This window comes from Mesorhizobium terrae, from assembly GCF_008727715.1.
Lineage (GTDB): Bacteria > Pseudomonadota > Alphaproteobacteria > Rhizobiales > Rhizobiaceae > Mesorhizobium > Mesorhizobium terrae.
Genome location: NZ_CP044218.1, coordinates 2,319,678 through 2,332,137 on the forward strand (window position 1 = coordinate 2,319,678; position 12,460 = coordinate 2,332,137).

The window sequence follows — 12,460 nt, forward strand, 5'->3', positions numbered from 1 at the left end:
GCCGGCGTTTTACGCCAGCCAGTCCGGGATGGAATCCAGGCCGATCAGTTCCTCATAGGTCCGGCGCTCGCGCACCACGGCGAAGCGGTCGCCGTCGACCAGCACTTCCGGCACCAGAAGGCGGGTGTTGTAGGTGCTGGACTGCGTCGCGCCATAGGCGCCGGCAGTGCCGATGGCGATCAAATCGCCGCTCTTCGGCTTCGGCAGGTCGCGGTCGTGGCCGAGATAGTCGCCGGTCTCGCAGACCGGTCCGACCACGTCGGCGCGGATGCGTGGCGCATCGGCCGGCCCCAGTCGTACAGGGCGGATGTCGTGGTAGGCTTCGTAAAGCGTCGGGCGGATCAGGTCGTTCATCGCCGCGTCGACGATGACGAAGTTCTTGGCCTCGCCTTCCTTGAGATAGATGACCTCGGTTACCAGGATGCCGGCATTGCCGACGATGAGGCGACCGGGCTCGAAGATCACCTTCATCCCCAGCCCGCCGACATGCTTCTTCACGATTGCGGCGTAGGCGTCGGGCAGCGGCGGCGGGTTGTTGTCGGTCTTGTAAGGGATGCCAAGGCCGCCACCGAGGTCAATATGTTCGATAGCGTGGCCGTCGGCGCGCAGCGTTGCGGCCAGTTCGGCCAGCAGCCGGTAGGCGTCGTCGAAAGGCTGCAGCTCGGTGATCTGGCTGCCGATATGGGTGTCGATGCCGATCGCCTTGATGCCCGGCAACTCGGCCATGCGCTTATAGACCTCGTGGGCCCGCTGCCACGGCACGCCGAACTTGTTTTCGGCCTTGCCGGTGGAAATCTTCTTGTGCGTCTTGGCGTCGACATCCGGGTTCACGCGCAGCGACACCGGTGCCGTCTTGCCGGCGGCGACGGCGCGCGCCGAAAGGAGCTCGAGTTCCGGCTCGGATTCGACGTTGAAGCAGTGAATGCCGGCGGCCAGCGCGAAATCCATCTCGCGCGCCGTCTTGCCAACGCCGGAGAATACGATTTTGTCGGCAGGGATGCCGGCGGCGAGCGCGCGTCGCAATTCACCTTCCGAGACCACGTCGGCGCCGGCACCGAGTTTGGCCAGCGTGCGCAGCACCGCCTGATTGGAATTCGCCTTGGGCGAATAGCAGATCATCGCGTCTAGGCCGGCGAAGACTTCGGAGAAAACGCGGAAATGACGCGTCAGCGTCGCAGTGGAATAGCAGTAGAAGGGCGTGCCGACGCTGGCGGCGATGGCGGGTATCGCCACGTCCTCGGCATGCAGGATGCCGTCGCGATAATCGAAATGGTTCACGGTGGTTCGTCCGGAAAGGCTACTGGATCAGCTTGTCGAGGATGAAAGGCTTGTCCGTTTCCGGTTTCGTCGGTTCCGGTGGTACCGGCTGCTTGGCCTTGGCGGCGTCCTTGCGTTCCTGCACCGCCGCCTCATAGGGCGTGTCGAGCGCGGCGCGGCGTCCGCAGGCCGAGACGGCCGTCACCGTCGCCAGAACCGTCAGCGTCACCAGTATCCTGCCTGCCGTCATCGTGTCGTCCGTCCGTGCGTTTCGAGCGTCGCTTGTAGCCGAGTTTCTTAGGCATTGCATCCGGCATCACGCCTTGGCCAGGCGCTTTTTCCAGTAACGGATCTGTTTGCGGACTTCCGACGGCGCGGTGCCGCCGAAGCTGGTGCGGCTCTTGACGGAATTCTGTACCGACAGCACCGAAAAGATGTCATCGCTGATGCCGGCATGGATCGACCGCAGGTCTTCCAGCGAAAGCTTCTCCAGTCCGAGCTTCTTGGATTCGGCCAACGCGACCGCGCGGCCGGTGACGTGATGCGCCTCGCGGAAGGGCAGGCCGAGCGTGCGCACCAGCCAGTCGGCGAGGTCGGTTGCGGTCGAATAACCTGAGCCGGCGGCCTTCTTCATGGCGACGGCATTGACCGTCATGTCCGTCACCATGCCGGTCATGGCGGCGAGCATCAGGTCGAGCGTCTCAGCCGCGTCGAAGACGGCTTCCTTGTCTTCCTGCATATCCTTGGAATAGGTCAGCGGAAGGCCCTTCATGACGGTGAGCAGGCCGATGAGATGGCCATTGACGCGACCGGTTTTGGCCCGCACCAGTTCGGCGGCATCCGGGTTCTTTTTCTGCGGCATGATCGAGGAGCCGGTCGAGAAGCCGTCCGACAGGCGCACGAAGCCGAATTGCGGCGTCGACCAGATGACGATCTCTTCGGCCAGGCGCGACAGATGGGTGGCCGAGATCGAGGCCACCGACAGGAATTCCAGCGCGTAGTCGCGGTCGGAAACGCTGTCGAGCGAATTACGGGTCGGCTCGCGGAAGCCGAGCGCCTTCGCGGTTCTGTGCCGGTCGATCGGGAAGCCTGTACCGGCAAGGGCAGCCGCGCCCAGCGGGCTTTCGTCCATGCGCTGGATGGCGTCGCGGACACGGGAAAGGTCGCGCGCGAACATCTCGACATAGGCCATGCAGTGATGGCCGAAGGTCACCGGCTGCGCGGTCTGCAGATGGGTGAAGCCGGGCATCACCGTGGCGGCGTGTTCCTCCGCGCGCTCCAGGAAGGCGGCGATCAGCCCCTTCAGGGCCTCTGCGACGCGGTGGAACTCGTCCTTGACCCAGAGACGAAAGTCGACGGCAACCTGGTCGTTGCGCGAGCGCGCCGTGTGCAGGCGGCCGGCCGCCGGGCCGATCAACTCGGCAAGGCGTGCCTCGACATTCATGTGGATGTCTTCCAGCCGGGTCGAGAACTCGAACTTACCGCTCTCGATCTCTTTCAAAATCGTGTTCAGGCCGTGAGCGATCTTGTGTTGATCGCCCGCCGAAATAATGCCTGTTTCGGCCAGCATCTCACTGTGCGCGATCGAGCCGCGAATATCCTGGGCGTAGAGTTTGCGGTCGAAGGAGATCGATGCGTTGATCGCCTCCATGATAGCGGCCGGACCCGAGGCAAATCGTCCGCCCCACATCTGGTTGCTGGCCTTCTTGTCGCTCATCGCTATAACCCGTTTCCCGGAGATATTTGGACATGGCAGACGGCAAGAAACTGTTTCCCGCCCCGCGGCTCATCCTCGCAGCACTGGTTGCCGGCGCTCTCGCCGGCGCGGTCGCGGTATATGTCAGGGAGAGCGGGTCTGGCAACAACGAGCCCCAGCCGGTTGCCGCGGCTGCCGTCGGCAAGGATGACGCCGTCTGCGCCGCCAAGACCGAGCGCGCCAAGAAAGTGGCGGCTGCCGCGACCGGTCAGGTTGCCGCGCTGTTGCCCGCCGACCCGCCGCAATCGCTGAAAACGCTGGCCTTCAACGGGCCGGACGGCAAGGCGATGACGCTGGCCGACCGCACCGGCCGCACCGTGCTCGTCAATCTCTGGGCAACCTGGTGCGCGCCGTGCCGCGCCGAGATGCCGGCGCTGGATGCGCTGCAGAAGGAAAAGGGCTCGGACAAGTTCGAGGTTATGGCGATCAATGTCGACACCGGCGACGACACCAAGCCCAAGGCCTTCCTCGACGAGATCGGCGTGAAATCGCTGGCGCATTATCGCGACGCCTCGATGGGCGTGTTCAACGATTTGAAGAAGCGCGGCCTGGCGCTCGGCCTGCCGGTGACGCTGCTGGTCGACGGCGAAGGCTGCCTGATCGGCCACATGAACGGGCCCGCCGAATGGTCGGGTGCCGATGCCATCCGTTTGATGGATGCAGCGCTGGCTAACTAATTTCGCGCAATTCGAAAGCCAGCCGCAAACCAAACGATGCTACGATAGTCTGACACGAAACAAAAACGTTGTCCGGCTGCCGCATTCGACCCATACTCCCTTGGCGGAAGTTCGCTTGCGCCACTGGAGAATGGGAGAGGAACATGACGTTTCGCGGTCTTGCGGCCGGGGTCGCCGCCACTTTCGTGCTTTGCACCACCACCTCGGCCTTTGCCGTCACCCAGATCAGCTGGTGGCATGCCATGACGGGCGCCAACGCCGAGGTCGTCGACAAGATCGCCAAGGATTTCAACGCCAGCCAGAAGGACTACGAGATCGTCCCGGTGTTCAAGGGCACCTATCCCGAGGCGTTGAATGCCGGCATCGCCGCCTTCCGCGCGAAACAGGCGCCTGACATCCTGCAGGTATTCGATGTCGGCACCGGCGTGATGATGGCCGCCGAAGGCGCGGTGAAGCCGGTGGCCGACGTGCTGACCGATGCCGGCGTCAAGTTCGACAAAAGCCAGTACCTGCCCGGCATCGTTGCCTATTATTCGAAGCCGGACGGCACGATGCTGTCCTTCCCCTATAATTCCTCCTCGCCGATCCTCTATTACAACAAGGACATCTTCCAGAAGGCCGGGCTCGACGTGAACAACCCGCCCAAGACCTGGAACGAGGTGTGGGAGGCGGCCAAGAAGATCAAGGCGAGCGGCGCGGCGCCCTGCGGCTTCACCACGACCTGGCTGACCTGGATCCACACCGAGAATTTCGCGGCCTGGAACGATGTATCGTGGGCAACGCAGCAGAACGGGCTCGCCGGCGGCGATGTCGAACTGAAGATCAACGCGCCGCTCTATGTGAACCATTTCCAGGCGCTGGCCGATCTCGCCAAGGACGGCACCTTCAAATATGGCGGCCGCACCTCCGAGGCCAAGCAGATCTTCCTCGCCGGCGAATGCGGTATCCTCACCGAATCTTCCGGCGGTCTCGGCGACATCGTCAAATCGGGCATGAATTACGGCATCGGCCAGTTGCCCTATGACAGCGACGCCAAAGGCGCGCCGCAGAACACCACGCCTGGCGGCGCCAGCCTGTGGGTGTTCGCCGGCAAACCCGACGACCATTACAAGGGCGTGGCTGCCTTCTTCACCTATCTGTCGAAGACCGAGGTGCAGGAATATCTGCACCAGAAGTCCGGCTACCTGCCGGTAACGCTGGCCGCCTACGAGGCGACCAAGAAGTCCGATTTCTATGACAAGAACCCGGGCCGCGAAACGCCGATCCTGCAGATGCTGGGCAAGGCGCCGACCGACAATTCGAAGGGCGTGCGACTGCCCAACCTGCCGCAGGTGCGCGATATCCTTAACGAGGAATACGAGAAGATGCTGGCCGGTCAGCAGACCGCGCAGCAGGCGCTGGATAACGCGGTTTCGCGCGGCAACGCCGCCATCAAGGAAGCACTTGGGAACTGACACGCTTGGCGCGCTCCGTCACCCGACCGCTTGCTGGCACCGGATTGCCTGATCGCCTTCCTGCCGGTTCGGCAAGAAGGCGATCAGGGGCGCTTGACGGTCGGGGCGCCCTATGACCCCTCGCGTCGTCTTTCCGAACAAGGTGCTGCCCTATCTTCTGGTGGCGCCGCAGCTCGCCATCACTTTGGTCTTCTTCTACTGGCCGGCGGCGCAGGCGCTTTACCAGTCGATGCTCAAGGAAGACCCGTTCGGATTGAAATCGAAATTCGTCTGGTTCGACAACTTCAAAAAGGTGCTGGCCGATCCGAACTACCTGCATTCGATCAAGGTGACGGTGGTCTTCTCGGTGGCGACCGCGGCGGTCGCCATGGGCGTGGCGCTGCTGTTGGCCGTGATGGCCGAGAAGGTGGTGCGCAGCAAAGGGTTCTATCGCACGCTGCTGATCTGGCCCTATGCGGTGGCCCCGGCCATCGCCGGCATGCTGTTCCTCTTCCTGTTCAATCCGTCGATCGGCTCGCTGGCGATCCTGCTGCGCAAGATGGGTATCGCCTGGGACCCCGTGCTCAACGGGATGGACGCGATGATCCTGTTGGTGGCGGCGGCCGCCTGGAAGCAGATCAGCTACAATTTCCTGTTCTTCGTCGCCGGTCTGCAGGCGATCCCCAAGACGCTGATCGAGGCGGCGGCAATAGACGGTGCCGGGGAAACGAAACGCTTCTGGACGATCGTCTTCCCACTGCTTGCGCCGACGACCTTCTTTCTCCTGGTCATCAACACGACCTATGCCTTCTTCGACACATTCGGCATCGTGCATGCCGTCACCGGCGGCGGGCCCGGCAAGGCGACCGAAACGCTGGTCTACAAGGTCTACAATGACGGCTTCGTCAATCTGATCCTCGGCTCTTCGGCCGCGCAGTCGGTCATCCTGATGGTGATCGTGATCGCGCTCACCGCCATCCAGTTCCGCTATGTGGAGAGGAAGGTGCATTATGGCTGAGCCGAAGCCGCTTTCGTCCGCCAGCGGGCACGACAAGCTGATGATCGGCCAGTCGTCGACGGGCATCTATGTCGCCCATGCCGTACTGATCCTCGGCCTCGTCATCGTCGCCTTCCCGATCTACTACACCTTCGTGGCGTCGACGCAGACGCTGCAGACGATCCTGCGGCCGCCGCTGCCGCTGACGCCGGGCAGCGAGTTCTGGAATAATTATGGCGAGGCGCTTTTCGGCGGCGTCGGCCGCATCGGCGGCGTTGGAGCCCGTACGCTGCTTCTCAACACGACGGTGATGGCATTGGGCATCGCCGTGGGCAAGATCGTCATCTCGATCCTGTCGGCCTACGCCATCGTCTTTTTTCGCTTTCCGTTCCGGATGACGATCTTCTGGCTGATCTTCATCACGCTGATGCTGCCGGTCGAGGTGCGCATCCTGCCCACCTACAAGGTGATGGTCGATCTCGGCTTGATCGACACCTATGCCGGCCTGATCATTCCGTTGATCGCCTCGGCCACCGCGACGCTGCTGTTCAGGCAGTTCTTCATGACCATTCCGGGCGAACTGGTGGAGGCGGCGCGGGTGGACGGTGCCGGCCCCTGGCGTTTCTTCTTCGATATTCTTTTGCCGCTGTCGCGCACCAATATCGCGGCGCTGTTCGTCATCCTCTTCATTTATGGCTGGACGCAATATCTGTGGCCGCTCCTGGTCACCAACCGCAACGACATGACCACCATCGTCATTGCGCTGAAGAAGATGGTGTCCTTCGCCGACGCCGATACGCAATGGCATCTGGTGATGGTGACGGCGATCCTCGCCATCGTGCCACCGATCCTGGTGGTGGTGGCGATGCAGCGCTGGTTCGTGCGCGGCCTCGTCGATACGGAGAAATAGATGGCGACTGTCGACCTGAAGGATGTGCGCAAGGTCTATCCCGGCGGGGTGGAAGCGGTGAAGGGCGTGTCGATCGCCATTCCCGACAAGGAGCTTTGCGTGCTGGTCGGCCCGTCCGGCTGCGGCAAGTCCACGCTGCTGCGCATGATCGCCGGGCTGGAGACGATCTCGTCCGGCACCTGCGCCATCGATGGCAAGGTGGTCAATGCCGTCGGCCCGACCGAGCGCGACATCGCCATGGTGTTCCAGAACTATGCGCTCTATCCGCATATGAAGGTCTACGACAACATGGCCTACGGCCTGCGCAATCGCGGCACGCCGAAGGAGGAGATCGATTCCCGGGTGCGCTCCACCGCCAAGGTGCTGGAACTGTCGCATCTGCTCGACCGGCGTCCGCGCGAGCTTTCCGGCGGCCAGCGCCAGCGTGTCGCCATGGGTCGCGCCATCGTGCGCAACCCGAAAGTGTTCCTGTTCGACGAACCGCTCTCCAATCTCGACGCCAAGCTGCGCGGGCAGATGCGCGTCGAGATCAAGAACCTGCAGCGTTCGCTGGGCGTCACCTCGGTCTACGTCACGCACGACCAGCTGGAAGCGATGACGCTGGCCGACATATTGGTGGTGATGAACGCCGGACTGGTCGAGCAGATGGGCGCGCCGCTCGACATTTATGAAAAGCCGGCCTCGACTTTCGTGGCTTCCTTCATCGGCGCGCCGCCGATGAATCTGCTCGGCGTCGCGGCCAAACCGGATAGCCCCGCCGACAGCCAGGACAAGGTGTTCGCCAATGGCGTATCGCTGGCTATCGCGGCGCCGATTCACGCGGCGACCTTGGGTTTCCGGCCGGAGGATGCCGAAACCACCGGCAAGGCGGCCTCTGGTGCCATCGTCTTGCCGGCACTGGTCGAGGCGGTCGAGCCGGTGGGCGCCGAGAGTTTCCTCTATTGCGCCGCCGCCGGCAGTCGCATCATCGTCAGGGTTTCCGGTCGGGCTGCGGCGAAACCTGGCGACCGGCTCGAGGTGACCGTGCCGGCCGAGAAACTGCACTGGTTCGACAGCGCCGGGAAGCGACTGTAGCGCCTACCCCATGCGGTAAGGACGCAGAGGCGGCGTTCTTAAGAAAACACGTGCGCCTTGCCGACGACGCTGATGCGCACGATGTCGCCCACGGACGGCGCGTCGAGGCCGGGTTTCCTCAAGATGAGCGGGGTGTTGCCGATGGCGGCCGCCTCGGGCGGATCGGGGCTGTTCAAAAGCTTGACCGCGACGGTGCAGGCCGAGCCGCCGAATTCCGATTCGGTGACTTCTCCAAACAGCACGCCGGGCTTCGACGCGGCGTCGAGATCGGCGCGGGAGGCCGGTGCCAGCATCACCTGTTCGGGCCTCAGCATGATGCGGGCAAGGTCGTGTCGTTCCTTGCCGTCGACGGCGATGCGGCCGAGCCGCGTTTCGGCAAAACCACCGCCGATCTTGGCCGACAAAACGATTGTATCGCCGAGGAACTCGGCAACCATGCGGTCCTTCGGCTTGAGGTAAAGGTCGCGCGGTGTGCCAATCTGCGAGAAGCGCCCTTCGCGCATGACCGCGACCTGGTCGGCGAAGGACAGGGCCTCGGCCTGGTCGTGGGTGACCAGGATGGTGGTGATGCCGGCGCTTTCCAGCATTTCGGCCACCGCCTTGCGCATGGAGGCGCGCAGGCCGGTGTCGAGTGCCGAGAACGGTTCGTCGAGCAGCATCAGGCGCGGTTTCATCGCCATGGCGCGTGCCAGTGCCACGCGCTGCTGCTGGCCACCGGACAGCTGGTGAGGCCGGCGCTTGAGCACGCCCTTGTCCAGCCCGACGATGTAGGCGAGCTCGGCGATGCGTTCGTCGCGCTTCGCTTCGTGCTTGTCCATGCCGAAGCCGATATTGCCGGCGATCGACAGATGCGGGAATAACGCGCCGTCCTGTGCCACCAGGCCGATACCACGCAGATGCGCCGGCACTGCCGTCCCGCCATTGGCGAGGGTCTGGCCAGCCAGCGCGATACGGCCGGCATCGGGCGTCTCGAAGCCGGCGATCAGGCGCAACAGCGTGGTCTTGCCGCAGCCGGAGGGGCCGACGATCGCGGTTCGGCTGCCGGCGGCAACGGTCAAGTCGATGCCGGCGACGGCCGCGACCGGGCCGTAGGATTTGGCCAGCGAGGTGATTTCCAGAAAGCTCATTGGCCGGCCATTCGCTTCGACTGCATATAGAGCAGCCAGGTCAGGGGCAGCGACAACGCCACCATGATCGCCGCATAGGGTGCGGCGGCGGCATAGTCGATCTCGCCGCTGTAACTCCAGAACGCCATTGCCAGCGTGCGGGTGCCGTTGGGCGCCAGCATCTGGGTTGCGGTAAGTTCGTTCATGATGCCGAGCGCGACGAGTGCCATGCCCGCGGCTGCACCCGGCGCCGACAGGCGGATCGTCGTCGCCCACAGCGCCCTCAGCGGCGAACGGCCGAGACTGCCGGCGGCGCGCTCCAGTTCCACGGGCGCCTGGGCGATTGAGGCACGCAACGACACCAGCGCGCGCGGCAGGAACATCAGCACATAGGCGAACAGGATGGTGGCCAGCGTCTGGTAGAGCGGCTGCACGACACGCACGGCAATCGTAACCAGCGCCAGCGCCACCACAACGCCGGGCAGGGCGCCAACCACGTAGTTGCAGCCTTCCAGCACGCGCTGCAGGCGGCCGGGTGCGCGGATCGACAGCCAGGCCATCGGCGTGGCTGCAATCGTCGCCAGCACACCGCCGGCAACAGCAAGAAGCAGGGTCTGGCCGAGCGCCAGCCCGATCTCGTCGATACGCCAGACCTCGACGCCTCCGGCGAGGAGCCAGCTGCCAATGGTGAGGAACGGCACGCCCAGCGTCAGCGCCGTGACGGCAACCGGCAACAGCAAGCAGGGCAGGGTGGCGCGGCCGAGCACGGTGCGTGGCTTCAGGCGCGCAGCACCCGAACCGACGCGGGCATAACGCTCCTCGCCGCGCACCAGCACTTCAAGCGTCAGCAGCACTAGGCAGCAGGCGACCAGAACGCCCGCCAGCATGTTGGCGGCAGGGCCGTTGAAGGTCGATTGGAACTGGTCGACGATCGCCGTGGTGAACGTGTCGAAACGGACGAAGACGTAAAGCCCGTATTCGGCGAGCAGATGCAGGCCGACCAGCAGCGCGCCGCCGCACAGCGCCAGCCGCAGCTGTGGCAGCACCACGCGGAAGAATACGCGCCAGGGGCTCAGCCCCAGCGAGGCGGCCGCGTCCTCCAGAGCTGGATCGAGGCGGCGGAAGGCGGCCGACACCGGCAGATAAAGGAACGGGAAATAGGCGATCACCGACACCAGCACGCCGGCAAACAGGCCGTTGAGACCGGGCCATAGCGTGACCCAGGCATAAGAATGCACGAAGGCGGGCACGGCGAGCGGCGCCACCGCGAGCCAGGACCAGAGCCGGGCGCCGGGCAGATCGCTGCGCTCGGTCAGCCAGGCGAGCGCCACCGACAGCACCGCGCAGATCGGTACCGTCAGCAGGACCAGGAGCACGGTGTTGACCAGAAGTTCGCCGACGCGTGGCCGGAAGACCAACTGTACGACGGTTTCCCAGCCGGTCTGGACGGCGATGAAGACGACGAAGCCGAGCGGCAGGAGCGCGAGGGCCGAAACGGCGACGGCGGCCAGCGAGATCAGCGGGAAGGCGCGGCGCGGCGTCCGCCGGCCGGTCGAACGGACCGACACACCGGTCCGTGCGAGTTCGCCCGAGGCCACCATCAAGTCACCCGCATAGCCGCGCCTGCCTGTGGCGAGCAGCCTTTGAAGGGTGGATTGCGGCGGGTTCGGGCATCAAGAACAGTATCTCGGAAACGAAATGCTCCCGCGGGGACCGCGGGAGCGTTGTCGGCGAAGTCCTTTTAGGACGAATGCCGGCTAAAGCAAGCCAGCCGCCGTCATCAGGTCGGTCACCTTCTTGGAGTTCAGCTTCTGCGGGTCGATCTTGGGCGCCTGCAGGTCGGCAAGCGGAACCAGCTTGGTGTTCGACTGCGCGTCCTTGCCGACCGCGTATTCGAAGGACGTGCCGGTCTTCAGGATCTCCTGGCCGCCCTTGCCGGCCAGCCATTTGACGAAAGCCTGGGCTTCCTTCTGATGCTTGGACGAAGCCAGCACGCCGGCACCCGAGATTGAGACGAACGCGCCCGGATCCTGGTTCTTGAAATAGTGCATGCCGATGTTCTTGCTGTTCTCGCCGGTCTTATTCTGATCGCCGAAATAGTAATAGTGATAGATCACGCCGCCTTCGACCTGACCGGCGTTGACCGCCTTCATCACGGTGCTGTTGCCTTTGAACGGCTTGAAGTTCTCCTTCATGGCCTTCAGCCAGGTGGCGGTGGCTTCCTCGCCCTTTAATTCGAGCAAGGCGGAGACGATGGCCTGGAAATCGGCGCCGGACGGCGAAGCGCCCCAACGGCCCTTCCACTTGGCATCGGCGAGGTCGAGCAGCGACTTCGGCAGCTGGTCTTCCTTCAGCTTGTCCTTGTTGTAGACGAATACGGTGCTGCGGGCGGCGATGCCGACCCACTTGCTGTCGGACGGGCGGTACTGGTCAGGCACCAGCGCCAGCGTGTCGGCCTCGATCGGCGCGAACAGGCCGGCGGCGTCAACCAGTGCCATGGCCGGCGAATTCTCGGTCAGGAAGACGTCGGCGGACGAGGCCTTGCCTTCGGCGACGATCTGGTTGGAGAACTCGCTGTCGCCGCCATTGCGTAGCGTCACCTTGATACCGGTTTCCTTGGTGAAGGCTTCGGCCCATTCCTTGCCGAGGCTTTCGTGCTGGGCATTGTAGACGACGATGCCTTCCGCGTCGGCGGCCGTAACCGGCAAAGCGGTGAAACCGGCCGTCAGCGCAGCCGCGCCAGCCAGCATCGAAAGAATGGACTTCATCATGTTCTCCTCGGTTGAACGAACCAATCGCGGCAGCAGCTATCGATACATGATCGTCTGAGTCAAGAATTTGTCGCGCGGGACACCTGCGTCATGACGACCATTGTCGTGAAAGGCCTGTTCGAGCGCACGCCGCTTCATCATCCTGACGCCTGCTGCCAAAATTTCGGCATCCAGTCGACCCGAGGTGGCGTTGTGACACCTGCCGAACGCCAGCACGCGACCACCGTTCGCAGCCGGCGATTCGCGGTTTCCAACTTCGCACGAGCGTTGCTCGTCGCGCCTCCAGAGCTGGGTTGTGCAAAGGTTCGCTGACTGGCCGTTCAGCAGGAAAGATAGGAATAATGCCGCGTTTCCAGCTGGTTATGATGTCATCGCTACAGGCATCGCTGGGTGATTTGCCGGTTCTTCAAGCGGCTGACGAAGCGATCGCAACTATCAGCAAGGCGGCGTCAAGCAGACAAAGCGGCAGGGGTTGCCGT

12 protein-coding genes are annotated in these 12,460 nt (G+C 63.8%); 6 read left to right on the forward strand and 6 right to left on the reverse strand.

Annotated features, from left to right (window positions below; all coding sequences use genetic code 11):
• Nucleotides 1-9: 9 nt before the first annotated feature.
• The 3 genes from lysA to argH all read right to left on the reverse strand — a co-directional run bounded on the left by lysA (nucleotide 10) and on the right by argH (nucleotide 2,974).
• Entirely contained in the window at nucleotides 10-1,278 is a 1,269-nt protein-coding gene (gene lysA / locus FZF13_RS12560) for a diaminopimelate decarboxylase (RefSeq protein ID WP_024922803.1), read from the reverse strand.
• Nucleotides 1,279-1,297: 19 nt separating this feature from the next.
• Nucleotides 1,298-1,507, reverse strand: a complete 210-nt coding sequence (locus tag FZF13_RS12565; RefSeq protein WP_024922802.1) for a hypothetical protein — start codon at nucleotides 1,505-1,507, stop codon at nucleotides 1,298-1,300.
• A gap of 66 nt (nucleotides 1,508-1,573) precedes the next feature.
• Nucleotides 1,574-2,974 carry an argininosuccinate lyase gene (gene argH, locus FZF13_RS12570; RefSeq protein ID WP_024922801.1) on the reverse strand — a complete coding sequence of 467 codons (1,401 nt, stop codon included), beginning with the start codon at nucleotides 2,972-2,974 and terminating at the stop codon, nucleotides 1,574-1,576.
• A 32-nt stretch (nucleotides 2,975-3,006) separates the two neighbouring features.
• Here argH and tlpA point away from each other — a divergent pair, with 32 nt between their 5' ends.
• The 5 genes from tlpA (at nucleotide 3,007) to FZF13_RS12595 (ending at nucleotide 8,104) form a co-directional block, all read left to right on the forward strand.
• Nucleotides 3,007-3,690 (forward strand): thiol:disulfide interchange protein TlpA, encoded by a 684-nt coding sequence (gene tlpA, locus FZF13_RS12575; protein ID WP_024922800.1) that lies wholly within the window; start codon nucleotides 3,007-3,009, stop codon nucleotides 3,688-3,690.
• A 143-nt stretch (nucleotides 3,691-3,833) separates the two neighbouring features.
• Nucleotides 3,834-5,144, forward strand: coding sequence for a sn-glycerol-3-phosphate ABC transporter substrate-binding protein UgpB (gene ugpB / locus FZF13_RS12580; protein WP_024922799.1), 1,311 nt, complete (start codon nucleotides 3,834-3,836; stop codon nucleotides 5,142-5,144).
• Nucleotides 5,145-5,256: 112 nt separating this feature from the next.
• On the forward strand, nucleotides 5,257-6,141 hold the full coding sequence (gene ugpA, locus FZF13_RS12585) for a sn-glycerol-3-phosphate ABC transporter permease UgpA (protein ID WP_024922798.1): 885 nt from the start codon (nucleotides 5,257-5,259) through the stop codon (nucleotides 6,139-6,141).
• A gap of 40 nt (nucleotides 6,142-6,181) precedes the next feature.
• The gene (gene ugpE / locus FZF13_RS12590) at nucleotides 6,182-7,030 is read left to right on the forward strand and encodes a sn-glycerol-3-phosphate ABC transporter permease UgpE (RefSeq protein ID WP_024922797.1); all 849 of its coding nucleotides are present in this window, start codon (nucleotides 6,182-6,184) and stop codon (nucleotides 7,028-7,030) included.
• Nucleotides 7,031-8,104, forward strand: coding sequence for a sn-glycerol-3-phosphate import ATP-binding protein UgpC (locus FZF13_RS12595; protein WP_024922796.1), 1,074 nt, complete (start codon nucleotides 7,031-7,033; stop codon nucleotides 8,102-8,104).
• A gap of 38 nt (nucleotides 8,105-8,142) precedes the next feature.
• On the opposite strand, the gene FZF13_RS12600 is transcribed toward FZF13_RS12595, so the two are convergent.
• The 3 genes from FZF13_RS12600 to FZF13_RS12610 all read right to left on the reverse strand — a co-directional run bounded on the left by FZF13_RS12600 (nucleotide 8,143) and on the right by FZF13_RS12610 (nucleotide 11,978).
• Nucleotides 8,143-9,231 carry an ABC transporter ATP-binding protein gene (locus FZF13_RS12600; protein WP_024922795.1) on the reverse strand — a complete coding sequence of 363 codons (1,089 nt, stop codon included), beginning with the start codon at nucleotides 9,229-9,231 and terminating at the stop codon, nucleotides 8,143-8,145.
• Entirely contained in the window at nucleotides 9,228-10,811 is a 1,584-nt protein-coding gene (locus tag FZF13_RS12605) for an ABC transporter permease (RefSeq protein ID WP_024922794.1), read from the reverse strand. The genes FZF13_RS12600 and FZF13_RS12605 overlap by 4 nt, the downstream gene beginning before the upstream one ends.
• A 156-nt stretch (nucleotides 10,812-10,967) precedes the next feature.
• Nucleotides 10,968-11,978, reverse strand: a complete 1,011-nt coding sequence (locus tag FZF13_RS12610; protein ID WP_024922793.1) for an iron ABC transporter substrate-binding protein — start codon at nucleotides 11,976-11,978, stop codon at nucleotides 10,968-10,970.
• Nucleotides 11,979-12,071: 93 nt separating this feature from the next.
• Here FZF13_RS12610 and FZF13_RS12615 point away from each other — a divergent pair, with 93 nt between their 5' ends.
• Nucleotides 12,072-12,293 (forward strand): hypothetical protein, encoded by a 222-nt coding sequence (locus FZF13_RS12615; RefSeq protein ID WP_036257104.1) that lies wholly within the window; start codon nucleotides 12,072-12,074, stop codon nucleotides 12,291-12,293.
• Nucleotides 12,294-12,460: the final 167 nt, after the last annotated feature.